The following is a 24,182-nucleotide window of genomic DNA, read 5'->3' as shown; positions in this document are numbered from 1 at the left end:
TTACAACTGTGGCGGCAGATGCAACACCCGTCGAATCGAGAGGACGAAATAAGTAGCGGCAGTATCGATTTACACCTATTCCGCCGCAGCATCACGGGGACCGGCGCTCCTCGTCGATGCGGCCCAGCGGTTCCACCAGGTGATCGAGAAGCTGTCGATGGCAAACTCGCAGAAAACGAATATCGACTCCTTCGTTACCATTCGATACCGTGCGGCCATTTTCCGCACAACAGCCATAGCAGGGTCGAGCACGCTGAATTGTGAACCCCGCCAGCTTTCTTCGTGCACAATCCCGCGGCGGTCGGGGGCACAGATATCGCATGGTGCGAACCCTCAGCGAGATGTCCAAGTGCACATACGCACAATCGGCAACGAATGGCACATCGGCATCTGCCCATCCGCGATCGGCTGCGGCCCAAACGCGCGGGATTGCGTGGCACACCAACAGCTCGTGCCTGCCCTCGCGAGCGACAAGCCGTCGGCCCGGTCAGCGGACGTGGGCTGCGAAGAACTGCCAGCTGGCTTCCGAGGCGTCGAAGATATCGGTGGTCGGGCCGATGATGGCCTTGGGTAGGTATTGCAGGCCGCCGGGCCAGGTGTGTCCTCCGTTGTCGACCTGCATAAAGGTCACCTCGGTGCCGTCGGCACATGCGGTGGCGGTGAGGCGGTGGACCTGGGTGGCGTCGTTGCCGGTGGCCGGGAGCAGCTCTTCGGTCGGCGCTTGGCAGCGGTCCGCCTCGCGCCAGCGCGCCGCAGTCGTGAGGGCGGGCAGAATTGTCGACTGTCCGCCTCGGCCGGTCATGGTTCCGCCGGTAAAGGGCACGATCGGATCGGCGGTTCCGTGGGTTTCGAGTACGGAGACCGGACGCGTGGGCGCACAGTTGACGTTTGCCCCCAGAGTGCCCGCGACCGGCGCGATGGCGGCGAATACATCGGCGCGATCACAGGCGAGTCGGTCGGCCATGAACCCACCATTCGACATACCGGTGGCGAATACATGACCGCGGTCGATATCGAAGTCGCGGGCGAGTTTATCGACGAGCGCGACAAGGAAACCGACATCGTCGATGCCCCGACGGTCCGGCTCGGACGCACCCCGCCCATCGGCCCAATTATGTTCGATACCATCGGGATACACCACAATGAAGCCGTGCCGGTCCGCGACGGCGTCGTAGTGCGTGAGAGATTCCTGGCCGTGCCCGGTCGAACCACCGCCGTGCAGGTTGACCACCAGCCCAGCCGGATGGTCGGTTCCGGCGGGGATATGCAGGCCATAGGTTCGCACCAACCCACCGAACGACAATTGCCCGAGCTGATCACCATCGGGGCCGGTTTCCGCGCGCGATATGTGATGCAGGCCCAAACCGGCCATGGCGCAGCTCATTACGCAAACCATAACCGTCGTCAGCACCCTCGGACGGGGAATCCGGTTGAGCAGCCTTTCCGACACGAGGCAAAGATACCGCACGTTTGTGAACGTTGGTCGATGCCGAATCGGCCGCTCGGATACCGCTGTTGATCACCTGCGCGATCGCCGCAGGTTGGGCGTCCAAGTAGAAATGCGAACCCGGGAAGACATGCAGATCGAACGGTCCCGAGGTATGAGTGCGCCACCGCGCGAGCTGGTCCGGTGTGACCACGGGGTCGTCGGCCCCGGTCAGGCCGACCACCGGGCAGCGCAGCGGATCACCGGGTGCGTAGACGTAGTTCTCGATCGCGAGGTAGTCGTTGCGAACCGCGGGCAGCACGGCGGCGGCGAGCGCCGAGTTGGTACGCAGGACGGCCACTGACGCGGGATCATTTGCCAAGCGCTCCAATTCGGCGATCAGCGTGGCATCGCCGGTGTCGGCCAGCCGATCGGCGGCGGGCTCGGACGGGGCCGTCCGACCGGATACGAACAGTGTGATCGGTGTTCGGCCGCGCGCCTCCAGCCGACGGGCGGTCTCGAAGGCAATGGTCGCCCCCATACTGTGGCCGAACAATGCCAGCTCACCGCCGAGCAGTGGCGCCAAGGCCATGGCGATATGGTCCGCGAGTTCGGCGAGGCATGGAATCAGTGCCTCGCCGATCCGGTCGCGGCGACCCGGATACTGCACGGCGTAGACGCCGACACCCTCGGTGATGTGGTTCGCCAGCTCGCGATAGCCTCCGGCCGCGCCGCCACCGGGCGGAAAGCACACCAGGGCCGGTTGCCCGGGCCGTCCAGGGCGCATTCGTCTCATCCACAGCGCGAACGGGTCACCAGCCATCACGCATGCTCCCGCCGCAGCCAGCGCTCGGTGAACGCATCCACCGCACCCGAGTCCTCGATGATGCCCTTCGCGAAGGCCCCCGCGATCAACCGGCCCGCCATCGGAATTCCGGAATCGACCGTCACCGAGTATTCCGAGACGCATCCATCCACGCCGTCGCGCAGCTCGCAGCTGCCCGCCATGGTGCCGACGCCAGCGATGCTGCCGCGTATTTCGGCCCGGGCCGCCCCCGCCACCAGCGGTGACCAGTGCTCGGCGTAGTCCAGCCGCAGCCCGGATGGCCAAACCCGCGCCAGCCGTGGCGGAATCTGGTCCGGGGCAACAGGTTTGGATACCGTGGCCACGAGCACGCCGTCGGCCTCACGATGGAGAGACAGTTCGGCATGCGGGCCGTCCAGTTCGGCCACGCGCGCCTGCCAGTACTCGGCACTGACCAGTGCCGCATGGAAAAGCACTGCGGGAAAAGAGAACTCACTGATCAAGCGAATCTTCTGTGGCATCACCACTCCTCGATCGGCTGGTCCGGCTAGCTGTCAGGGGCTAGCGCGCGGAGATCCGGACTCGGGCATCGGCCCAGGACAGCGGTATGTCCCCGGCCGACGCGCTCGACTCGACGAAATTCGGATCGCCGATCCGACCGGCCATATCCGCCAGCATCTTCGCGTGCGTACCGCTGTGCGCGAAGTGGTCCATGGCCTGCTTGTCCGACCACGCGGACAGCGTCCAGAACGTCTTGGAGATCAGCTTCGCGTCCAGTGCGAATCCGACACACCCCGGTGCGGAAACCAGTTGGGTGCGAATCCGCATTGTCCAGTAGAGAAATCGGGGCACATCGATATAGTTCGTCAGCGGCAGCCGGGAGGTGAGCACGTGCAACTGGTCACCTTCCGCGGGCTTGTGCACCCCTGCGGTCCAGGGCAGAGCGGGCATGAAAATCTCCTTACATCAATGGGAAGGCAGCAAACGTCCTTCGGGAGGCCAGCTAGGCCCGTGTGCATTTGTCGGTAAGGTATTCATTACGACCAGATTGTCGAGCGAAACCATGAAGATCGCGATAACGTTGACAGCGTGGTCCGCAACATGCGACGACAGCCCGTGTCCGTCATCGACGAATTCCTTGTTCAGTAATTTGGCTCAGCGCGTAATTCGATCGCGCGATGAACCGCTCGGAATCTGGCGTTATTCCTCACTGTCCGGGTCCAGCAGTTCCAGTTCCAGCACACTCGTGACATTCAGCAGCATGCCCTGCGCCATGAAATCGAACGCACCCCCGGCATCGCTGCCGGACAGGTCCTGCACCACCCGGTACAGGCGGTGAAACCGTTCGCGGGCGAGGGCGCGGATCTCGTCGTCGAGAGCCGATGCCGCATACACCTGCAGTTGGAAGGTCAGCTGCTGGCGATCACCCAGCAGCTCTATATAGGCGTCCGCCATCGCGTCCAGGCGGTCGTCTTGCACGCTTTTCGAGGCGGCCTCGCGGAAGGCCTTCTCGACGGCGTCGAATGCTCGATTCGCCGCGGCGAGAAAAATCTCCTTCTTGGTCTGGAACAAACGGAAGAGATAGGCCTGCGAAATTCCGGAATGCCGGGCGATCGACTCCGTTGTCGTCGCCGTGTAGCCACCGGCTGCGAATTCGGCTATGGCCGCAGCCAATACCTGTTCGCGTCGCACGCTCGCCGACATTCGTACTCGAGCCGGTGAACTCATATCCCGAAGTTTAGTGATCACTCACCTACCTGATCAACCGGTGCGCCGGATAGTTCAGCGCGAGTTAACAGACCGGACACCAGAAGCGCCACGATCCCGCATCTATTGCATACTCACGACGCGCTATCGCAACCCATAGCAGGCGACCGCTACTCATGACAGATGGCCGCCGCTCTCGGCGCGGCCCGCAGCAGGCTGGCGGTTGATCACTCCGGCGGATACGGGACGATGAGCTTGGCCGCCGTCGCCCGGTTGACCATATCCAGTCTCGATACGGCGCCGAGCTTCTGGAAGATGTTGCGCAGGTGCCGCTTTACGGTGCCCTCGGTGATGCCGAGGGCATTCGCGATCTGCCGATTGCTCATGGCGCTCGCGACCCGTTCGACGACCTCCAACTCGCGCGCCGTCAGCGCCTGATCCGGCGAGCCGTCCCGGTTGCCGTCCGCGGATCGGCGATCCTCCTGCCAGGACACGTAGACGATGACCTCGCCATCGCTGTCCGCGGTGCGGATCGCCGACAGCAGCGTCTCCCGCCTCGCGCTCTTGTGCAGGTAGCCAGCGATGCCGCACTCGACCAGTTCGCGGATCAACCCCATATCCTGGTGCACGCTCACGATCAACACCCGCGTGTCAGGACTCACCGCCCGCAGCCTGAGCAGTGTCGTCACGACGTCTTCCCCTGGGATCTCGACATCCAAGATCACGACATTCGGATATAGCTGCTCCGCCTGCGCGATGCCCGAACGGCCATCGGCAGCCTGGCCCACCACCGTGATATCGCTCTCACGATCCAGGATTTCGCACAGCGCGCCGCGCAGCATGTTGTGATCGTCGATCACCAGCACCGATATCATCGCGGTCATCACGCCTCATCGATCGATAGTTGTATCCACCACGCGACGCGTGTAACTGCCGCCCCGATTCCCTTGCAACCCTTGGGTTCTCCAGCCACCAGCCCGCGGCGATGGCCGTCGGGTATATGCCGGGCCGCCAGGCGGACGGGCACCACATCCGGCGGATCCTGCGTCATACACCGATCTCTCGGACGCCCGGATAGCCAACAATCGATCGGCTATTGTGGCCGCGCCGAATCACCCAGTGCCAGCGCCGCATTCGTGCCATGGTTGCCATTTCGGTTTCCCCTTTGATACCCACCCATGGTGCCCCGGGCTATCCCTCGATGAATATCCTCAGGTGAACCGCACTGTACCCAAGGATCGCACGGTCATCGACCGGTCCGCGGTCCGGTTCACCCGGGCGGACCTGATCGAAACGCACTGCAAAATATCTGGTCGATTGACCTATTTTCTTGCGGTTCAACATGCTTTAACCTCCGCCGTATCGGGTGCACTTCTGGAATCGCGCCCACTCCTACCAGCCAACACACGTCATGACCTCACAACAGAGCCGCGGTCCGCCAGTTAACTACTCATGAACACCGGAAAACGATTGCAGGAAAACAGCTTCCGTTGTGACATCCACGAAATTGAGTAGCGAACGGCGCGTTGCCCGCGGATACTCTGACAATCATGTTCAGCCGTGCCGGACTCGGAATACTGACATTCGGACTCAGCTTCGCACTCGGACTCAGCGCATGTTCGTCGCAAGGGCAGACCGATGTCGCATCCAAGGGCGAAATCACAGCAACCCTGACGGATCCCGATCCGCAACCGATCGCATCCGACCCGCGGCCGAGGCTGCCGGTCACCGTCCGCGGTTTCGACGGCACCGACGTGACGGTCTCCGACACCAGTCGCATCATTGCGGTAGACCGTTTCGGCACCCTGGCGCAGACGGTGTACGCACTCGGCCTCGGCCCACATCTCGTCGGTCGCAGTACCGCCGCGAAGCTCCCGGCGATCATCGACCGCACCGATGTCACCCCCGGCGGTGAAGCCATGAGCGTCGAGGCCGTTCTGGCCTTGCACCCCACCGTCTTGCTGACCGATACCACCACCGGGACACCTGCGGTCTTCGAGCAGTTGCACGCCGCTGGCGTCCCGATCGTCGTCTTCGATCCGGCGCGCACGCTGACGGGGACCGGTCCGCAGATCCAGGCCGTCGCGGACACTCTCGGCGTCCACGACCAGGGTGTCGCGCTCGCCCAGCGCACGACCGAGGAGATTGCCGCCGCGACCGCGGCCGTCCCGGCTGGAAAGCCCAAGCCGCGCATCGCATTCGTGTATCTGCGCGGCACCGCGCTCGCCATGTTGGCCGGACCGGGCTCGGGCGCGGACGCACTGATCATCGGGTTGGGTGCGCAGGACGCGGGAACAGCGGCCGGGCTGACCGAGCCCTTCGTCACCATCACCAGCGAGGCGCTGATCGCGGCCCGCCCCGATATCCTCCTGGTCATGACCGATGGCCTCGCCTCGGTGGGCGGCGCGGCCAGCCTGCTCAAACTGCCCGGCATCGGACAAACTCCAGCCGGGCGCGCCGATCGGATCATCGATATGTCCGACAGCGTCCTACTCTGCTTCGGCCCGAATACCGGACGAGTGATGACCGCACTGCTCCCGGCTGTCTATCGCTGACCGAGGACGGCCGCGGTGCGAGCGCCCGGCCAGCGCGACCTCACGCCTGCAGCGCAGCGAGTTCGACCACGGTGATATCGGACGGCGCCCCCACCCGGACCGGCGGGCCCCATGCCCCGGCGCCTCGCGTCACATACAGTTGCGTGTCGCCGTAACGCTCGAGCCCGGCAACGGTCGGATTGGCCAGGCCCGCAAGGAAATTGCCCGGCCACATCTGACCGCCATGGGTGTGCCCCGACAGCTGCAGGTCGACGCCGTGGGCAACCGCATCATCGATCAGCACGGGCTGGTGCGCCAGGAGCACCGCCGTACGCGAGCGATCCCGATCCCCCAGCGCCCGACCGAAGTCGGGTCCCTGTCCGGTCGACGCGCCCTGCACGTCGTTGACGCCCGCGAGGTCGAATCCGGGCAGTTCCGTTCGGGTATTGGCGAGCAAGTGCAGCCCCAATTCCTGGACGTGTTCGATCCATTCCTCCGCACCGGAGAAGTACTCATGGTTGCCGGTCACGAAATACGCACCGTGGCGGGCCCGCAACCCGGCCAGCGGCGCGACGGCGGGACGGAGATCCTCGACAGTGCCGTCCACCAGATCGCCGACAACGGCGATGAGGTCGGGCTGCGTGCCATTGATCGTGGCGACCACGCGTTCGGCGAACCCACGCCCGAGGGTCGGACCGAGATGGATGTCGCTGACCACGGCTATACGGAACCCGTGTGCACGGCGAGGCAGTTTCGCCAGCGGAACGACAACGCGCTGCACGCTGGGACCACGCAATACACCGTAGGTTCCGTATCCGACGGTGGTCACCGCGGCAGCCGCGGCCGTACCACCCACGACGCGAGATACGAAGAGTCGGCGCGGAATTCGAGTGACCGCGGCGGTGGCCACCCCCGACGATGACTCCGGCCGCGTCTCGGCACCCGGCCCCGGGATCGCCCCACCGGGGGCGGCCGTGTCCTTTACCGAAATCGTCGCGGCGGTATCCGCCGCCGAGTCACCGCGACCAGCCCATCTCAGCAATACAAATCGGACCACCTCTCCCACGAACAGCGCCATCAGCAGGTACCCGAAGACAGCACCCCACAGATAGCCCGGCCAGGCGATGATCCGAACGAGCCGAAACGGTGCCCGAAGGCGTTCGGCGACCACGGTCCCGATCAGCAGCACCGGCCCAACCACCACGATGGCGCTGCCGATATGCCGGGACACAGAGCCCGCGACAGTCGTATCACGCACGAGCCGCCGCCATACATACCAGTGCAGCCCAACACCTGACACCGCGAGAACGACAACTCCCACGACAACCGCGACAACCACAACAACGACCAACACGCACTCCCCACGACATACCGATGCGGACCCGACTCCCGTCGGGAGACCCATCCGAATCCCTGCCCTGCCGCGGTGCGCCAGGGTCCGATCACGCAATACCGCATCAAATCTGCGGCGGCCGCAATCGGCGGGCGGCGGCGTTGAGTACAACGCCGCCTCCCGCCGGCTGCACCTCCACGGGCAGCCGTTTCACCGAGTCCGGGCCCGATGTCGAGAGCCCCGAGTCCCGCTCGGACCTACCGCATCAGCAATCAGATGGTCCGGACTGATCAGCCAGGCAAACCGGCCTCGATGGCTTCGATGATGCGCGGGCGCAGTTCGGCGGCGCGGATGATGGCATCTACCGAACCGACCTCGACAGCGCGCTGGATATTGTGCACGCGGTCGAATTCTGCTGCGACCTCACCGAGTTTCTCCGTGCGGACCGACGTCCGGACCTCGTCGCGTTCCGCCGTCAGTGCCGCGCGGTCGGCGCCGACCGCGTTCGCGGTGCGTGCCTCGAGGTCCCGCACTCGCTGATCGGCTGCGGTACGGGCATCGACCTCGCCGGCGAAGACCACCGCGGCGGCGGGGGCGCCGCCGAGCACCGAGGCGAATGAGCCTTCCAGCGCGAGCACGGTCATATTCGGGTTGAGCAGCTTCGAGAAGACCACGAATGCGCCACCGTGATAGCGCGAGATCACGCAGAACACAATGGGCCCTTGGAAGTTCACGATCGCACGGCCGATCTCGGCGCCGTACTCGAGCTGCAGCTTCCGCATCGATTCCGGCGAGCCGTCGAAGCCCGACAGGTTCGCCAGCACCACGAGCGGCCGATTGCCGCTGGCCGCGCTGATCGCCCGCGCGGCCTTCTTCGACGACCGCGGGAACAGCGTGCCTGCCGTATAGGTATCCGGGCCATCGGTGGACGGGAAGCCGCGCCGCGGCACGCCCCTGGACTCGATGCCCAACAGGCACACCGGGATACCGCCGAGCCGCACGTCCTGCACCACGGCCGTCTCGGCGTCGGCCATCCCGGCCCAGCGTTCCAGTACCGGGTGGTCCTGATCGGATACCGCCCGCATGACAGTCCGAATGTCGAACGGCTTCTTGCGGTCCGGGTTGGCGGTGGCGGAGAAGATCTCACCGACGGTGGTGAAGTCGCTGCCCGCCACGACATGCGGGAAATCGGAGACGTCGCGATCGATCGGGTCACTGGTCCGGGACCGCCGCGGCGACTGCTCGCCGGGTGCCACGTAGGTGTGGTCGTAGTGCGACATCAGCACATCGCGCGCGGCAAGCAGATTCGGCGCCCAGTACTGCGCCTGCCCGTTCGGGCCCATCACCCGGTCGTAGCCGCCGATACCGAAGTTGTCCTCGGCCGACACACCACCGGAGAAGTCCAGTGCCTGCTTGCCGGTCAACACCATCGCCGAGTCCGGCGTCATCACCAGGATGCCCTTGGTGTGCATGAGCATCGTCGCCTCGGCGTTCCAGTACGGCTGCGCACCGACATTGATGCCCGAGACCACGATATTGATCTCGCCGCCGTCCTGGGTGAATTCGACGATCCGCTTGAGCGCCGCCGCCACCCAGTCCATGTTCTCGGTGCCCGACTGCATCGAGATCCGGGCACCAGAGGACAGCGCGTACCACTCCAGCGGCGCCTGCATCCGTTCGGCCAGGTCCAGCGCGGCGATCACGCGACGGCACTCCGGCTCCGAGAGCGCGCCGAGAGATTTCGTCGGATCACCGAGCAGCACCACCCTGGTGATGCCGTCCGGATACTGCTCGGTCGGCGTGGTGACCACGCCCGCGACAATCGCGGCCTTATTGCGTCCCTTGGGCCGGTCGACCGGCACCAGCGTGTGGTCGGTGTCGAGGTCGTATTCGGCGAACTCACCGAGCAGACCGGTCAACTCGTAGGGGTAGACGGTGTTGCGGCTGCTCGCCCGCAGCACCTTCTGCCGGTACTCGTCGAGTGGCTCGACCACCTCGTCGGACCGCTCGCCGATGGTCACCTCGGTGCCGCCGGTGGTGTCGAAGGTTATGCGCACGGCGACCTTGATCAGCTCGCCGGACCTCGGGGCCCGGTGCCGTGCGATGAGCAGGATCTCCTCCAGCCCGGCGCCCGCGGTCGTCGGCCGCACGCGATCGACGATCGTCTCCAACTCGGCGCGGGTGATGTCGACCGGCGGCCAGATGTACATCACGATGCGGTTGGTGTGGAAGCGCTTGGCCGACGGCCGCTGCGACTGTGCCCGGCGGATCGAGTCGAGGCAGGTGGCGATGGTGCTCTCGGCTGTCGGCAGTGCCAGCAGTCGGCCGTCCTGCTCGCGCAGCGCGGCCAGGTCACGCACCTGCGCGAATGCGACGAGGCGCTCATCGGACGGGTTTTCTTTCGCGATGCAGCGGAAGAGGTAGATCTCCTCGTCCGAGGACGGCAGCCGGGTGAGGTCGAACTTGCGCAGCCGCTTCATCTGCATCCGCTCCGCGATGTAGGGATGCAGGCCGCGGATCAACCGCTCCTCGACCATGCCCGTCGCGGACGGACGGAAGGTGAAGTGATGGTGCATCACCGCACCGCCGCTGCCCGCGACGGTCGCCGTGATCCGGTGTATCTGGTTCGGCAACGGCCGCGCACCGAGCACTTCCTGCAGCGCCGCCGCCATCGCGTCGAAGTCCTCTGGCTGCTTCTCCCAGCTCAGGTAGATGTCGACCTCGATGGACGCGGCCTCGCTCGCCAGTTCGGTGAGACCGCGCAGCACGGTGTCGAGCGCGTCGAAACTCACCGCTGCCGACACCAGGCTCAGGCCCCGGCGCTCGGCGATCACGAAGGTGCACCCGCTGGCCTCTCGCGTGTGTACGCTGGCCAGCCCCTTGTTTCCGTAGTACCGCCGGGTCAGGACCTCGAGCATGGCGGTGTTGTCCACGCGGCCGCGCACCAGCCGCTGACCGACCAGCCGCACCAGCGGCTCGGTGCTGCGCACCATCTCGGAAATGCGCTCGGCGCGATCGGGCGTTTCCGGATGCGCGTCGAGGTGGCTCAACTGCTTACGGACATTGGTGTAAACGCGGGCGCGGTTGCGCCGCAGCAGCGGCTGGCCGAACCAGGCATACACCAAACCGCGGGTGAGGTCCGCGATCACCGGGAAGCGCACCTGCGTCGCGGCCACCAGCCGCTCCAGCGCCAGACCGACCGGTTCACGCAGCGCCCGGTCCGGCACCGGCTCGCGCAGCCATTCGCGCAGGAATGTGGTGATGAGCGTGACGGTGTCGGATGGACGTTGCTGGGCGAGGAAGATCCGGAAGACCGCGGCTTCGAGCTCAGGGGAACGTTCCAGATCGGTGACACCGTAGTGCCCGAGCGCCTTGGCGAGCGTGGCCTGGTACGACTCCGGCAGCCCGGCCCGTTCGACGTCGAGGCTCTGCAGGTAGGTGTGGAAGTACTCGCGGGCGCTGTGGACATGCCCGTGGCCACCGTCCTCGTCCCCCGACCGGTTGTGGCTCAGTTCGGAGAGATCGGCGAACACCTGCACGAGTTCGATTTCCTCGGCGAGGGGCCGACGGTTGTCCGCAAGGGCTGCCCGGCGCACGGCGAGGTAGCGGTCGAGTACTCGGCGATCGTCATGCGGGTCGACGTCGAAACCCAGCAACAAGCTGCGCAGATCCTGCAGGCTGCGTGCCGTACCCTCGTGCGGCTGGTCCGGTGCAGACTCGCCGGGCAGGTCCAGCTCGACCGACTCGACCGCCGCCGCATCCTCGGCCTCGTCGTCATCGGCGAGCGGCTCCAGCCGCAGCAGCGGCGCACCGGTCTCCACCTGGGTGCCGACGGAAACAGCGCATTCCTTCAACCGAGCCCGGAACGGCGCGCGCAGCACCGTTTCCATCTTCATGCTCTCCAGTACCAGGACCGGCGCGCCCGCCTCGACCTCGGCGCCGATCTCCAGTGGCGTGGCAACGACCAGCGCGGGAGCGGGCGAGCGGACGACACCACCCTCGTCACGGCTGATCCGATGCGTCACACCGTCGACATCGACCAGATGAATCGGCCCGTGCGTACCGGTGATCACGCGGTAGCGGGTGCCGTTGACCACGATCTGCCCGGTGTGGCGGTCGAAGCGCTCGAGGTCCACATCAGCGGCGGCCGTATTGCCGCCCGACTCGATGCCGACTCGGAACCGATAGGCACCGATACGCGCGACGCGCACGCGGTAACCGACGCCGCGCAGCTTGAGGTCGTGCGGCCGACCGCTCTGATGCTGCACCTGGGGACGTCCACCCGCCGCCGTCGACAGCAGCCGGTGCCGCTCGACCCGCTCTTCCTCTTCATAAGCGTCGATGGCGGCGACGGCCACCGCGATCGCGGAGTGCCGATGCGATACGAGGCGGCCCTGGGCGCGAACACGGTCGATCCAGCCGGTATCCGCGCTGGCATCGATCACCTCGGGCTGGTTCAGCAGGTCGAGCACGAAGCTCTTGTTCGTCGCGCCGCCCTCGATGACGACCCGGGTCTTCGCCACTGCCCGGCGCAGCCTGCCCAGCGCTTCGTCGCGGTCTCGGCCGTAGGCGATGATCTTGGCGATCATCGAGTCGAAGTCGGCGGGAATCGTGTCGCCCTCGCTGACGCCGGTATCGACTCGAATGCCGGGCCCGGCGGGCAGGTCCAGCCGCGCGATGCGGCCCGGAGCGGGCGCGAAGTCGCGGTCGGGATCCTCGGCATTGAGCCGGGCCTCGATCGCATGTCCGCGCTCAGCCGGAGGTTCGCCCTCGAGCTTGCCGCCCGATGCCACCAGCAGCTGCGCCCGAACCAGGTCGAATCCGGTGGTGCACTCGGTGATCGGGTGTTCGACCTGCAGGCGGGTGTTGACCTCGAGGAACGCGAACAGCTCGTCACCCGGGTGGTACAGAAATTCGACGGTCGCGGCGCCGCGATACCCGACCGCGATCGCCAACCGCTCGGCCGACTCCTTGAGCTCGGCCGCCTGTTCGGGGCGCAGCACCGGCGACGCAGACTCCTCGATGACCTTCTGATTGCGCCGCTGCACCGAGCAATCGCGGACGCCGAGCGCCCACGCGGTCCCCTGGCCGTCCGCGATCACCTGGACCTCGACATGCCTGGCGCCGGTCACCAGCCGTTCCAGGAAGACCACGCCACTGCCGAATGCGCGCGCGGCTTCCTGACGGGTGCGCTCGTAGGCGTCGACGAGCTCGGCCTCGTTCGTGATCACCCGGATACCCCGGCCGCCACCACCGGCGGTCGCCTTCAGCATCAGCGGGTAGCCGATCTCGGCGGCGGCCGCGAGGGCTGCGTCCACGGTTTCGACCGGTCCGCGGCTCCACGGCGCGACCGGCACGCCGACTTCCTCCGCGATCAGCTTCGCACCGATCTTGTCGCCGAGCTTGCGCATGGCTTCCGGACTGGGGCCGACGAAAGTGACGCCGATCTGCTCGCAGAGTTCGGCGAACGCCGGATCCTCCGCGACGAAACCCCAACCGACCCACGCGGCGTCGGCCTTGGTCGTCACCAGAGCTTGCTCGAGCGCCTTCAGATCCAGATATGGGCGCGCGGACGCGGGACCGAGGTCGTAGGCGATGTCGGCCTCGCGCACGAATGTCGCGTTCCGGTCGACATCGGTATGCAGAGCGACGGTTTCGATCGGTCTACCGGTCTCCGCGGCCAGATCTTGGACGGCATGGATGAGGCGCATGGCGGCCTCTCCGCGGTTCACGATGGCGATGCGGCTGAACACTCGCCAGCTCCTTCCATTCCAAAGCTCTGGCCCGCTCGGGCTAGGGGTTGCGACTACCGGTCCCGCGTAGTCTGCACCCCATACTGCTCGCAGGTACAGACCGTCCGGCGGTTACCCGCGCGTATCGTGGGAAATCCCTCATACGGGCCTATGACAGTCGGTGGCGGAATTCCTCGATCCGGCCAGGTTCCAGTACCGTGCCCGTGATCGGGTCGTAGTTCGGCGCGGGTATCGATGAGCGCATTCGAACGGGAGTGGAAGACGTCGATTTTCGACCAGCATCGCCAGATGTGTTGACCTGCAACGTTTCTTCGTTTTCCGAGCTCGCGCTGCGGCGGGGGCGTATCCGATCGGCGCGGGCACCCGAGCAGCTCTGAACGCTCCGCCGCAGTGTAGGAGGTGATCTGTGTGGCCGACATTGTCGATGTATTGCACGCCCGTTGCGCCGAGGTCGCGGGCGAGGCGATCCTCTCCGGAGCGGAGCACCCGACCCTGACGCTGACCACTCGTGAAGTAGCCGACCTGCTCAACCATGTGGCCGACCTACGCCGCCGCTACCACGACATCGACCTCGCCCACCGCGAACTCGACCACCGCTACACAGTGCTGCGCCGAGCCGCCAGCGATGCCACTGCATCGTTGGATCGGATCCGCGCCGCACTGGAGCAGCGCACCGCGCACCCGGAAGCGCAGGCCCGCCAGGCATGCACCATCGCCCGTTTCGCTGCCCAGAACCTCACTGCCGCAAACCTGAACACCGAGAAGGCGAATTGACGATGCGGCGCGCGATGCGGCTCGTCACGAAGATCGGGGGGTGAACACCTCGATATCGAGCCCGGTCAGAATCTGATAGGCGGTCGGCCCGGTCACGCCGCATAACGCGCGATCGGTGACGTGGAAGACAAACGATTGCCGTCCACGCCACCGACACCGCGTTTGCGCCAAGCCACCACCAACGCCGATCCTGTCGGATCTCAGCAGGCGACAGGGGCAGGTTCGCCGCGAACCCGGCCCTCGAGCCACCGCAGTACCTCAGGTGCGCCCGCTGCCGCTGCGGACAAATGCTCGGGCACGGACACCGTCATCGTCTGCAGCCGCACCCCGGAATTGCACCAGCGGCGGTCGGTGTTTTCGATGGCGCCGACCGGAACCAGTGGGTCGCTCGGCGAATGCCATTCGAACATGGGCATTTCCGGCACCCCTGGGTAGAGCTCCAGACTGTTTTGCTCCACTATCGTCCGGGCCTCGGGCCTGTCGAAGATCGACGTGGTGGTGACGAATTCGCGAGCGCTGCCGTTGGCGCCGATGGCGAGGATTTCGTTGGTGCAGCGGTTGGCCATGGCGTCACGGAGCGCGACGCCGCGCGGGTTGAGATACAAGCTGGTCGGCACTTGGTCCGGATACTCCCGCTCCAGACCGATTGCCGTCGCCATGGCCAGCCCGAAGGCCGGATGCGGGTCGAGGCCGAGCGCCTCCGCCATCGTCAGCAGGTTCATCGGTGCGCCGCCGATGGCCGCGCCCGCGATCTGTAGCTCACTTGCATACGACGGCTGCAGCACTGACGCCCATGAGGTGGCCAGGCCGCCGCCGGAGTAGCCCGCCATCGTCACCGGACTGTGCTGCACCGCGAGTTCGGGCAGCCGTTTCACCGCCCGGATGCCGTCCAATACGATGTGCGCACCCAAATGCGCCGCTCCGAGCGCGAACTGCGGTCCCAGATGATCCGGCATCGCGACAGTCCACCCCTCCTGCAGCACCGCGTTCAACATCGACGCCGTCGCGGCCAGATTCAGATCGCCGGTGTACAGCTTGTGCGATACCGCGCAGTCGGTGCCGAGTGCATTGATGAAGTGCTGGTACGACAGCAACGGCGCGTCGGGCTGATGGCCGAAAGGGGTAATGACTGTGGTGGTCGCCGCGATCGGCCCACCGTGCGAGTCGGTCGAGCGGAATTTGACCAGTGTGACGGTGGCGCCGGGGAAGAGGGGCACCGGTGGCATCGCCCGCACGTCGAGGATGTCACCCGGTTGGTGTGCTGCCACATCCCCCGGGGTGGCATAGAACGGATCCGGATCGGGCACCGGATACAGCGGTTCGGCGGTTGCCGTCGTCGCCAGCAGCGCAAGTGCCATACCGCTGAATGCACCCAGGACCTTGGTCCAACCGCTGCGTCTACTACCGAAGAAAGAATGGAACGGAAGAGTCACGACCTTGACCTCCACGGATAGTTCGCGGGCATAGTCGACAAGCCAGGCTGAATACAAATACCACATTCGGCAAATCTTCAGCGACACTATGGAAAGAAAGCCTGATCGGCCCAAATAACCGGCAGTCGGGCGTCCGATGCGAGCCCAGACCGGTGCCCTCGTCGAACAATTCGGAGCAAATAACAGTTACGCCATGCCGGGACGGCCCCCCGGCATCCGCCAGCCGAGCCGATCTGCAGCATGTCCACATGCTCGACGACTTGACGCGCTCGCGTCCCGCACGTTCACCGCGCGCCCACTCATGCGCACCGAGGCAATACCAGCCCGGCCGAGTCGTGAACGGATATGCCCTTGATAGTTAGGAAGGCGATGACCGACTCCAGCGCGGGATAAACTGCAGCCTGGCAGATTTCGCAATTGGCGAGCAAACAGGCCACGGTTTCATTGGCGTCGCCCTTGGTATGGCCGTTGAGACCGACCGGACCGCGCTTGATCCAAGCCCATGACGTACACGGCCGGCAGATAGCGCGCCGCACCATGCGCATCCGGCGCGCCTCGCTCGGCACCACACCCGCGCGCTCGTCGAACGGCAGCTCGGCCAGGCTCTGGGACAGGTAGCCGACGGCTCGGTACACGGCACCCACCGGCCAGTCCCGCAAGACCCGGTGCCCTCCACCTTTCCGATGCCGTCGAGCCAGGTGCGCTCGGTGCGCAGGCCGACGACCGTGCCGCCGGCGCCGAGGATCTCGGTCGGAGACTCGAAGAAATGCCGGAACGGCTTGTGTGGACCGACGTCGCGTATCGCCCACTGCTCCAAGGTATTCGCAACCATATCGACCCGCCTCGACTGTCGCCGTGCGGTTTCCGAACCCGCGTCGTAATCGATATCCTCGGGATCGACGATGACCTCAATGGTCGGCGAGTGGTCCAGTCCCCGCAGTTCCGGCGGCGTGCAAATTCCCGGAGTATCACCAGCTGGTCGGACAGCCGATTCCAGCTGCGCGGCATACTTCACCAATATCTCGGCCGGTCCCGACGGTGGCTGGCGACGGCGCCAGATGGCCCGGAAGCTCGACGGCGGCCTCGTTCACCGATGACGAGGCCGTGCGCGACAGGATGCCGCCCACGGGGTTGCCGGTGGTTGCGGCGGCCCCATGGGCAGCGCATGATCACCCGTGCAGTTGGGCAGCGGATACGTCCACACCCAGTCCGTTCTCTCCCGGCGGTGAGCCCGGCAGCGGCGAGCTGTCGAGGTATCGGATCTCGTAGACCCGCTCGGTGAACTTCCAGCCGTCCGCCGTTCGCCGGTAGCGATCGTGGTAGATCGCATAGTTCAAATGTGAACTGCCACTTCGCAACCGGCCGAATTCACAGATGTGGGCGCGACCGGAGGCGGTATCGCCGTCGATATCGACCGCGCCGGGATGGGTGTGCTGCACGAAGTAGTCCCAGGCGTCTTGCATTCGCGGCATTGCGGTCTCCAATTCGGCGCGTCCGGAGACTTCGATACCCGCATCGGGGATGCGCAGCACCGCGTCGTCGGTGAACAGCGCTGCCAGGCGCTCGAAGTCGTGCATCATCACCGCGTCGGTGAATCCGGCGCAGAGTGCTTCGATTTCGATACGGTCGACGAGTGACCGAAAGTCGTTTGGCGTAGACATCATTGGCTCCTCAGGAATTGACGAGAGTGGTTTCGGCACTGGCCTGCCGTAGCGGTGCGAGCGCGCGGCTCCATGCGACGACCTGGTCCAGCAGCGTGCTCAGGGCTGTGGCGTGGCGGTCGCCCGGTTTGAAGGTGGTGTAGTTCTCGAAATCGGCGAGCACCGAGATCGTGACCTGGTGGCTCACATCGGCCATGCCCAGGGCGCCGCAGACCAGCCGCAGCTGCTCCACCGCGCGGACGCCGCCGCCCGCACCGTAGGAGACGAATCCGACCGCCTTGTCGGCCCACTGCGCGAACAGGTGGTCGATCGCGTTCTTCAGCACTCCGGGGGCCGAGTGGTTGTACTCGGGGGTCACTATCACGAAGCCGTCGAACGGGGCGATTCGCTCGGCCCAGGCTCGGGTGTGCTCATGGACGGAGGGACCGAACATCGGCGCCACCGGCTCGTCCAGATGCGGTAGCGGGTGGTCGCGCAGGTCGATCAGTTCGAACTCGGCGTCGTCGCGACGCGATGCCATGTCCAGAACCCACTGGGCGACCTGTGGGCCGTTGCGGTTGGGCCGGGTACTGCCGAGAATGATGCCGATTCTGATCACGTCCGGGAACTCCTGCTCTGCTGAAAGTGTCACGACCTTCCGACGATGCAGCGGGTCGGAATGTCAGGCCGTCTCACAGTCCGGGTGGCTATTTCGTCAATTAGGTGAGGGCCGCATCGACCGAAGGAGCCGACACATGACCGATCCACAGCTGCGCTCGGTGATCAGCGAACGCCGTCAGCTGATCAATCTCGCCTACCGCCTGCTCGGCTCGCTGGCCGAAGCCGAGGATGTGGTGCAGGAGACCTATGCGCGCTGGTACGCGTTATCCGAGCGGCAGCGGCAGGATGTGGTGACGCCAGGCGCCTGGTTGACCACGGTCGCCAGCCGCATCTGCCTCGATCTGCTCGGCTCGGCGCGAACCAGGCGGGAACGCTATGTGGGCGAATGGATTCCGGAACCGGTACCCGACCGTTCCGAATGGCTCGGTGGCCCGGCGCCCGCCGATCCCGCCGACCGGGTCACCCTCGACGAGTCGATCAGCATGGCCTTCCTGGTCGTGCTGGATTCCATGACACCGGCCGAGCGGGTGGCCTTCGTACTGCACGACGTGTTTCGATACTCCTTCGCCGAGGTCGCCGACATCGTCGGGCGCACCCCCGCGGCCTGCCGTCAGCTCGCCTCCTCCGCCCGCCGCCGCATCCACACATCACAGGGTCCATCGGGCACCCAGCGCGCCGAGGTGGTCCGGGACTTCAAACGGGCCTGGGAGACAAGAGATATCGAGGCGCTGATCGGCCTGCTCGATCCGCAGGCGACCGCGACCTCCGATAGCGGCGGCCTGGCCCCGGCCTTCCTGCACCCGATCAACGGCGGCGAGCAGATCGCCCGCGCCTGGGTCGAAATCGCCGCCCGAGCCCCCGAGGTGACACTGCTCGAGCGCACCGTGAACGGCCAACCCGGCCTGGTGGCGCAACTCGCCGACGCCATCGTGTCCGTCTACGCCTTCGATATCGCCGACGGCCGCATCACCCGCATCTGGGCCATCCGGAACCCGGAGAAGCTGCGGCCCTGGACGGCGGGATGAACTGTGCCGACCGCGCAACCGAGCTCGACCGGTGAGATGAGTGGGACGCGCACTTGGGCGGGCAAGGCCAGGCCTGAAGCGGGCCGGTATCCGCTGATTCAGTGGGCTTTCTGGAGCCAGTCCCGGTAGTGCGTTGGTGCCAGGTGTGCGTCCGGGCCTGCGATGAGCACATCGCCGGGGACGGCTGCGAACATGCCAGCCGTGTCGTCGGTGACGACGGTCCGGCTGTCGTGCTGTGCCGCGAGGGTAACCCTGCCGAGTTCGTCGAGCCGGAAGACGTCCGGCCCCGCGACGTTCCAGTCGATCCCGTCTCCCACGGCAGCGCCACCAGTAGTCGACTACCTTGTCGCGCTTCCAGCATCCCATCAGCAAACCGCCGATGGGGTGTTTCTATCAGTCCTCCATGAATTCGAACCCTGCGGGGTCATGCCGGAACTCGACGGCAGAATCGAGCAGATTGTGTGGATCCCACATGGCCCCATGGACGAAAGAATCGCATCTCCGGATCGGCTCCGTGACCACCTGCACTAATCCTGCCCGCCTAAATGACCTCAGCGACATGACATCTCAACCATCCGCACATGCCGATGTGCGGGCGGGGTGTGCTGGTCCTGCGCGTATCAATAGCGGATACACACGTGTCGGAGCTACAAGCGTCGTATCAGCTGAAAAGGCCGGCGCGCGCGGCGGTCAGCGACAGTGCGGCGGCGGCGTCGGCGGTAGTGTCGTCCACAGACTCGCCTGTGATCAGGACACGCAGGTAGATAGGCGCCACAAGGGTTTTGATCACCTCGGCGGCATCTGTGCCGCTGGGAATCTCGCCGCGCGTGATCGCACGCGCGACGACCGGCAGCGCCCGGCGGATACGGTCGCGGAAGACATGACGCGTGGCATCGGGCGGCGACGGCAACCCGGCGGAGGGCAGCATGACCGCGAGGACCGCCCGCCCGGACGGGCTGTTGATCCACCCGACGAGGCTGCGCGCCAGCGCACGCAAATCGTCCTCGACCGAACCGGTATCAGGAATGGGGATTTCCGCGGCGACACTGTCGGCCAGTGCATCGGCGATCAAGGCGTCGCGGTCGGGCCATCGCCGGTAGACCGTGGTCTTGTGCACACCGGCGCGCTGAGCGACGTTGTCGACGGTGAACGCGGAGTACCCTCGCTCGCTCAGTTCAACGACGGTCGCGGCGAGCACGGCTGCACGAACCTTTGGTCCACGGCCGAGGGGCGCGGCAGAACTCATTGCAACTCCCAGTTGCGATATCGGTGAAAGTCGGGCAGGCTGACAATATCGCAACTCAGTGTTGCGATGTGGAGATGGGAGTTCCGATGCTGTCGAAATCCGTCCGAGCTGCGGCGCTGTTGTTTCCCGGCCTGCTCGCCGGAGCGTTCGGATATGGCGCGGTGAACGTGCTATACGCATTTCGTGAAGTGCCCCTTGATGTTCGGTTCACGTTTCATACCGCGTTGATGCGCGTCAACGGCCCGGTCATGCAGACACTGATGGGTCTGGCCGTCCTGAGCACACTGCTGCTGGCGGTGCGATCGAAGTCACGGCCACGGTGGGTCGCGGCGAGCGCCTCGGCGCTGACGTTCGTCTCGTTCCTGGTGACCCGTTTCGGAAACGTGCCGATCAATCAGCAGATCAAACACTGGGCAGTGGGAACGCCACCCAGCGATTACGCCGAGATCCTCCGGCGCTGGGAACTGTTCCATTTCACCCGAACCGGGTGCGCCCTCATCGCATTCGTCCTGGTGATCACGATAGTCATCGGGTCCGGCGCTATCGACGAACACAACCGCCAACCCGGCAGGGCCGGCGGCAAGCCCGCGATCGATGCCCACCCAGCGCACTGAAGGAAGACCCGGTGACGACACTGTCCACCAAACACAAGATCCGCAACCGCATAGTCGCGCTCTCGCATCGCGTCGGCTTGCCGTTCGGCCCCATGCAACTGCTCACCCTCCCTGGCCGCACCAGCGGGCACCCCCGTACCACTCCCGTCGCGCCGATACTCATCGACGGCACCCACTACCTCGTACAGGCGTACCCCAACGCCGACTGGGTGAAGAATGCCCGAGTCGCCGGTCACGGCGTGCTGACGCGCGGGCGGAAAACGCGGATCGTGAATCTGATCGAGGTGCCCGAACAGCAGCGGGAACCCATTATGCGCGAGTTCCCCACCCAAAACCCAAGGGGAACACAAGCTTTCATCAGAAACGGGCTGGTCGACTCCGCTTCACCGGACAGCTTCGCCGCCGCAGCGCCCCGATGCCCGGTATTCCGCGTCGAGCCGGTGAACACGTCGGGAACATCGACTGGACCCGCCTTGTGAATGCCATGGAGCGAACAGCTCGAACTAAAGGTACGCCTCAGCGTGGCGAACATCCGGAAGTGCCGCTGGGCGGGCGATCTGAACAGTGAGATCCACGGCGGTGCAGACCGTCCGATGATGCCGCCGGACGCGTGTACCTCAGGTGACAGATCCGGCCTCATGTGGCGTGGAGAGCCGGGCTCACCGAGCCGTGAAGGTACCCACCCCCGAGGACAGAGTGATGCCGAAGCCACCAGCGGTCGCGATTGCGACGATCTGTCCTGCTCCGGTTAACACCGGCACCGGAGCCGGGGCGCAGTCGCAGGGCTGCTGCGCTGTTTCCCGATCTGCCACGTCCACCACACCGATCGCTCCGGTCGTCAGATTCGACCACTGGATCCGGGCGTGGGACTCGAAAATGGTGCCATCGCCGAAGGGGGCGGGGTTGGCGACACCGAAGGTAGTGACCCCCGGGGCGTCGCCGACGGTCGCCGTCAAGTAGATACTGAATTGCGTTGGCACACCCCCTGATTGGGATACCTTCACCAGCGGCAGTCGGAACGTGGCCATTTCCGCGGCGCGAGCCACGGTGTGCTGCCCCAGCACCGACGCACCGACCACCGCACCGGCGACACTGAATTTGGCGACCACGCCAGCAACCCGGCCAACCACGTTGTTCGTCACTAGCCCTCCTCACGGTCGATTCCTGCCTGCATCGAGATCGGCGACATCCTGACGATCGATCACGTGATCACCGGATCAGCTTCGCCGACAGCCCTATTCACAGCGCTGCCCGCGCATTCGACAAGGCGCCACGAACGAGCATCCCGCCCAGTAAACAACCCGAGGTGCAATATTTGCGGCATCGACCCGCCCAGACTTGCGGCATGCCGGTCGCGTGACAGGGCTCGATCTTGATCAGGACACGCTTTCCGGCGGCCACAAAGACATCGGCGCCCTTGTTGGCAGCGGCGGTGCAGAAGTCCATGCCGACCGTGGCAGCGTTCGATGCACCCCGAATTACCTGGATGCAATTGAGGAAATGCCCTAGCACGTTGCGCGGTACGCGCATTCCTGTCGCGGAAATATCCCGCGATGTTTGTGACTCGGCCGGAACTATCCGATCGGGTTCAGAATCCCAGGTGCACGAGTCTGCGCTGCCGAAGAGAAGCGGTGCCCCCAGTAGCTGGGCTTGTTGTAGGTTCGCGCCACCCAGCTGAGATCGTCCACGACCAATCCTCCATGCCCGAGTTCGATCTGGAAGCTCGACGGAGTCGTGATGTAGATCGAGGTCATGAGGTCGTTGGTGTGCCGACCGAGACTTTGCATGATTTCGGTGTCTGAACAGGTTTCGGAACCCATGTTGCGGAACGGCTTTCGAAACGATTCGTGACTCTCTCGCGTCTGGCCCCACTATCTCGCATCGAGGTCCCTCCCCTGGACACCGGCAGGATCCTGAGCGCATGGGAAAGGCACGCCACGATGTCGGCTAGTGGCCGCCGAGCAGTCCTTGTTCGGCGGCGTACGCCTCGAGGCGGTCCGCCAGCTCGTGTGGGCGGCTCAGTGCGGGGGTGTGCCCGCAGTTGATCTCGTCGGGGGTGATGCCCAGGCGTTCTTGGGTGACGCGGTGCAGGAAGCCAGCGGGGAACAGGCGGTCGTCGTGTCCGATCAGGACTCGCGTGGGGACACCGGGCCAGGTGTCGAACGGCGACGGTTCGCTCATCCGGGCCTCGGACTGGGTGCGCGATCGGGTCAGCGCTTCGGCGGCCAGCTCCGGCGGAACGTCCTGGTAGAAAAGGGCGATCGTATCGTCGTATCGGACCCGCTCTTCCTCGTCATATCTCGTATTGGTCCAGTAGTCGGCGGGCGCCTCTCCCGGCCTGGGGATCATGGGCGCGATCAGGACGAGCAGTTCCACCGCCACCCGGTCGCAGACGAGCGGGGCGGTGAAGCCGCCGAACGATTGCGCGACCACGACGAGATCGGTCCGGTCGCCGATCGCACCGACCACGGTGTCCGCGTACTCGGACAGGCCAGCCGAGTCGTCGTCGCATGGCAGATCCGGAGCGATGGCCGCATGGCCTCGTGCATGCAGTTCGGCCGCCACCAGATGCCAGTACCAGCCGACATCGCCAGCGCCGTGGATGAAGACGAATGTGGCCACCCGGCCTCCTTCCCAAGAGCCTGATCGAGATTGCCACCTGGCTCCAGTGCAAATCGACGCGCAGGCCGCACTTCCCGGTTTCGTGGTGAGGTTAGGCGACGGTACCGACAATCTCGGCCGCCCTGCCGGGTGCGCAGCAAAGCGTTTGCCAGGGCGAGGTGGCGTTCTCGCCGTCTGGATTGGTCAATATTTATGCAGCGGTCCGTCGGTCGCGCGCGATCGGCACCCGCCACACACCAGCTGCACCACCCCACCCGAGATCCGCGCCACCTTGCGCGAACAAGGAGGAAGAACAAGTGCGTTCCAACAAAGTCGGTGCCATCGCCGTTGCACTTGCTGCCGCCACCGTGGCCGCAGCAAGTCCGGCGCAGGCCGATGAACCCACCCCTGGTGCGCCCACCGAGATCATCTCGATCGATCTCAACCTGCTGGGATGTTCCATCGGCGCTGGGCTGGGCGTGGACCTCGTACTTGCCCTCGCCAGCACTGGTTCCAGTTCCAACGCCAGTGTTTCCTCCGGACTGGCGGCCCGCCTGCGCGCCGCCGGTTGCCTGCCCTGGCCCCGGTAATCGTGATGACCCGCATCGGCTGACCCGATGTGCGGTGATCTCCCTGTCTGCGGTCTCGGCGCGGCCTGGTAACCAGGCTG

General features: G+C 65.5%; 23 protein-coding genes and 1 pseudogene. 6 read left to right on the top strand and 18 right to left on the bottom strand.

What is annotated here, in order from left to right; genetic code table 11:
* Positions 1-487: 487 nt before the first annotated feature.
* The 6 genes from ABZW16_RS07620 to ABZW16_RS07595 form a co-directional block, all read right to left on the bottom strand.
* Complete coding sequence (locus ABZW16_RS07620) at positions 488-1,426, bottom strand: PHB depolymerase family esterase (protein ID WP_354953320.1); 939 nt, start codon at positions 1,424-1,426, stop codon at positions 488-490.
* Entirely contained in the window at positions 1,317-2,213 is an 897-nt protein-coding gene (locus ABZW16_RS07615; protein ID WP_354953294.1) for an alpha/beta fold hydrolase, read from the bottom strand. Before ABZW16_RS07615 ends, ABZW16_RS07620 begins: the two co-directional genes overlap by 110 nt.
* 35 nt (positions 2,214-2,248) lie before the next feature.
* Positions 2,249-2,752 carry a DUF2505 domain-containing protein gene (locus ABZW16_RS07610; RefSeq protein WP_354953292.1) on the bottom strand — a complete coding sequence of 168 codons (504 nt, stop codon included), beginning with the start codon at positions 2,750-2,752 and terminating at the stop codon, positions 2,249-2,251.
* Positions 2,753-2,792: 40 nt separating this feature from the next.
* On the bottom strand, positions 2,793-3,182 hold the full coding sequence (locus ABZW16_RS07605) for a hypothetical protein (protein WP_354953290.1): 390 nt from the start codon (positions 3,180-3,182) through the stop codon (positions 2,793-2,795).
* Between the two features lie 249 nt (positions 3,183-3,431).
* Positions 3,432-3,959, bottom strand: coding sequence for a TetR/AcrR family transcriptional regulator (locus ABZW16_RS07600; protein WP_354953288.1), 528 nt, complete (start codon positions 3,957-3,959; stop codon positions 3,432-3,434).
* Between the two features lie 206 nt (positions 3,960-4,165).
* Complete coding sequence (locus ABZW16_RS07595) at positions 4,166-4,822, bottom strand: response regulator transcription factor (RefSeq protein WP_354953286.1); 657 nt, start codon at positions 4,820-4,822, stop codon at positions 4,166-4,168.
* Positions 4,823-5,488: 666 nt separating this feature from the next.
* On the opposite strand from ABZW16_RS07595, the gene ABZW16_RS07590 reads away from it, so the two are divergent.
* Entirely contained in the window at positions 5,489-6,493 is a 1,005-nt protein-coding gene (locus ABZW16_RS07590) for an ABC transporter substrate-binding protein (RefSeq protein WP_354953284.1), read from the top strand.
* 40 nt (positions 6,494-6,533) lie between these two features.
* Here ABZW16_RS07590 and ABZW16_RS07585 read toward each other — a convergent pair whose 3' ends face one another.
* Entirely contained in the window at positions 6,534-7,730 is a 1,197-nt protein-coding gene (locus ABZW16_RS07585) for a metallophosphoesterase (protein ID WP_354953283.1), read from the bottom strand.
* A 365-nt stretch (positions 7,731-8,095) separates the two neighbouring features.
* Positions 8,096-13,558: a carboxyl transferase domain-containing protein gene (locus ABZW16_RS07580; protein ID WP_354953281.1), complete on the bottom strand. Its 5,463-nt coding sequence runs from the start codon at positions 13,556-13,558 to the stop codon at positions 8,096-8,098.
* A gap of 408 nt (positions 13,559-13,966) precedes the next feature.
* On the opposite strand from ABZW16_RS07580, the gene ABZW16_RS07575 reads away from it, so the two are divergent.
* Positions 13,967-14,332, top strand: coding sequence for a hypothetical protein (locus tag ABZW16_RS07575; protein ID WP_354953279.1), 366 nt, complete (start codon positions 13,967-13,969; stop codon positions 14,330-14,332).
* Positions 14,333-14,532: 200 nt separating this feature from the next.
* Here ABZW16_RS07575 and ABZW16_RS07570 read toward each other — a convergent pair whose 3' ends face one another.
* The 4 genes and pseudogenes from ABZW16_RS07570 to ABZW16_RS07555 all read right to left on the bottom strand — a co-directional run bounded on the left by ABZW16_RS07570 (position 14,533) and on the right by ABZW16_RS07555 (position 18,024).
* The gene (locus ABZW16_RS07570; RefSeq protein WP_354953277.1) at positions 14,533-15,765 is read right to left on the bottom strand and encodes a lipase family protein; all 1,233 of its coding nucleotides are present in this window, start codon (positions 15,763-15,765) and stop codon (positions 14,533-14,535) included.
* 259 nt (positions 15,766-16,024) lie between these two features.
* Positions 16,025-16,717, bottom strand: a pseudogene (locus ABZW16_RS07565) (pyridine nucleotide-disulfide oxidoreductase); the annotation flags it as partial.
* A 217-nt stretch (positions 16,718-16,934) separates the two neighbouring features.
* A complete protein-coding gene (locus ABZW16_RS07560) occupies positions 16,935-17,426 on the bottom strand; it encodes a nuclear transport factor 2 family protein (RefSeq protein ID WP_354953275.1) in 492 nt (163 codons plus the stop codon).
* A 10-nt stretch (positions 17,427-17,436) separates the two neighbouring features.
* Positions 17,437-18,024, bottom strand: a complete 588-nt coding sequence (locus ABZW16_RS07555; RefSeq protein WP_354953318.1) for an NAD(P)H-dependent oxidoreductase — start codon at positions 18,022-18,024, stop codon at positions 17,437-17,439.
* Positions 18,025-18,160: 136 nt separating this feature from the next.
* On the opposite strand from ABZW16_RS07555, the gene sigJ reads away from it, so the two are divergent.
* Positions 18,161-19,051: an RNA polymerase sigma factor SigJ gene (gene sigJ, locus ABZW16_RS07550; protein ID WP_354953273.1), complete on the top strand. Its 891-nt coding sequence runs from the start codon at positions 18,161-18,163 to the stop codon at positions 19,049-19,051.
* A gap of 98 nt (positions 19,052-19,149) precedes the next feature.
* Here sigJ and ABZW16_RS07545 read toward each other — a convergent pair whose 3' ends face one another.
* Complete coding sequence (locus ABZW16_RS07545; RefSeq protein WP_354953271.1) at positions 19,150-19,368, bottom strand: hypothetical protein; 219 nt, start codon at positions 19,366-19,368, stop codon at positions 19,150-19,152.
* Between the two features lie 344 nt (positions 19,369-19,712).
* A complete protein-coding gene (locus ABZW16_RS07540) occupies positions 19,713-20,249 on the bottom strand; it encodes a TetR/AcrR family transcriptional regulator (RefSeq protein WP_354953270.1) in 537 nt (178 codons plus the stop codon).
* Positions 20,250-20,383: 134 nt separating this feature from the next.
* Between ABZW16_RS07540 and ABZW16_RS07535 the strand changes: the two genes are divergently transcribed.
* Positions 20,384-20,911, top strand: coding sequence for a DUF1772 domain-containing protein (locus ABZW16_RS07535; RefSeq protein ID WP_354953269.1), 528 nt, complete (start codon positions 20,384-20,386; stop codon positions 20,909-20,911).
* Between the two features lie 11 nt (positions 20,912-20,922).
* Positions 20,923-21,390 (top strand): deazaflavin-dependent nitroreductase, encoded by a 468-nt coding sequence (locus tag ABZW16_RS07530; RefSeq protein ID WP_354953267.1) that lies wholly within the window; start codon positions 20,923-20,925, stop codon positions 21,388-21,390.
* 180 nt (positions 21,391-21,570) lie between these two features.
* Here ABZW16_RS07530 and ABZW16_RS07525 read toward each other — a convergent pair whose 3' ends face one another.
* The 4 genes from ABZW16_RS07525 to ABZW16_RS07510 form a co-directional block, all read right to left on the bottom strand.
* Complete coding sequence (locus tag ABZW16_RS07525; RefSeq protein WP_354953265.1) at positions 21,571-22,053, bottom strand: hypothetical protein; 483 nt, start codon at positions 22,051-22,053, stop codon at positions 21,571-21,573.
* A 97-nt stretch (positions 22,054-22,150) separates the two neighbouring features.
* Positions 22,151-22,441, bottom strand: a complete 291-nt coding sequence (locus ABZW16_RS07520) for a hypothetical protein (protein WP_354953263.1) — start codon at positions 22,439-22,441, stop codon at positions 22,151-22,153.
* Between the two features lie 44 nt (positions 22,442-22,485).
* Positions 22,486-22,698 (bottom strand): hypothetical protein, encoded by a 213-nt coding sequence (locus ABZW16_RS07515; protein WP_354953261.1) that lies wholly within the window; start codon positions 22,696-22,698, stop codon positions 22,486-22,488.
* A gap of 160 nt (positions 22,699-22,858) precedes the next feature.
* Positions 22,859-23,533 (bottom strand): alpha/beta hydrolase, encoded by a 675-nt coding sequence (locus ABZW16_RS07510; protein WP_354953260.1) that lies wholly within the window; start codon positions 23,531-23,533, stop codon positions 22,859-22,861.
* A 296-nt stretch (positions 23,534-23,829) separates the two neighbouring features.
* Here ABZW16_RS07510 and ABZW16_RS07505 point away from each other — a divergent pair, with 296 nt between their 5' ends.
* A complete protein-coding gene (locus ABZW16_RS07505; RefSeq protein ID WP_354953258.1) occupies positions 23,830-24,102 on the top strand; it encodes a hypothetical protein in 273 nt (90 codons plus the stop codon).
* Positions 24,103-24,182: the final 80 nt, after the last annotated feature.

The sequence above is a fragment of the Nocardia sp. NPDC004604 genome (genome assembly GCF_040609795.1).
In the GTDB taxonomy this organism is placed as follows: Bacteria; Actinomycetota; Actinomycetes; order Mycobacteriales; family Mycobacteriaceae; genus Nocardia.
This window is presented reverse-complemented; position numbering and strand designations above follow the sequence as displayed.

What these genes read in the sequence shown, in the direction of transcription:
- ABZW16_RS07615 (WP_354953294.1), bottom strand. Translation starts at nt 2,213, where the DNA reads ATGCGCCCTGGACGGCCCGGGCAACCGGCCCTGGTGTGCTTTCCGCCC.
- ABZW16_RS07610 (WP_354953292.1), bottom strand. Translation starts at nt 2,752, where the DNA reads ATGCCACAGAAGATTCGCTTGATCAGTGAGTTCTCTTTTCCCGCAGTG.
- ABZW16_RS07605 (WP_354953290.1), bottom strand. Translation starts at nt 3,182, where the DNA reads ATGCCCGCTCTGCCCTGGACCGCAGGGGTGCACAAGCCCGCGGAAGGT.
- ABZW16_RS07600 (WP_354953288.1), bottom strand. Translation starts at nt 3,959, where the DNA reads ATGAGTTCACCGGCTCGAGTACGAATGTCGGCGAGCGTGCGACGCGAA.
- ABZW16_RS07595 (WP_354953286.1), bottom strand. Translation starts at nt 4,822, where the DNA reads ATGACCGCGATGATATCGGTGCTGGTGATCGACGATCACAACATGCTG.
- ABZW16_RS07590 (WP_354953284.1), top strand. Translation starts at nt 5,489, where the DNA reads ATGTTCAGCCGTGCCGGACTCGGAATACTGACATTCGGACTCAGCTTC.
- ABZW16_RS07560 (WP_354953275.1), bottom strand. Translation starts at nt 17,426, where the DNA reads ATGTCTACGCCAAACGACTTTCGGTCACTCGTCGACCGTATCGAAATC.
- sigJ (WP_354953273.1), top strand. Translation starts at nt 18,161, where the DNA reads ATGACCGATCCACAGCTGCGCTCGGTGATCAGCGAACGCCGTCAGCTG.
- ABZW16_RS07535 (WP_354953269.1), top strand. Translation starts at nt 20,384, where the DNA reads ATGCTGTCGAAATCCGTCCGAGCTGCGGCGCTGTTGTTTCCCGGCCTG.
- ABZW16_RS07520 (WP_354953263.1), bottom strand. Translation starts at nt 22,441, where the DNA reads ATGCGCGTACCGCGCAACGTGCTAGGGCATTTCCTCAATTGCATCCAG.
- ABZW16_RS07515 (WP_354953261.1), bottom strand. Translation starts at nt 22,698, where the DNA reads ATGCAAAGTCTCGGTCGGCACACCAACGACCTCATGACCTCGATCTAC.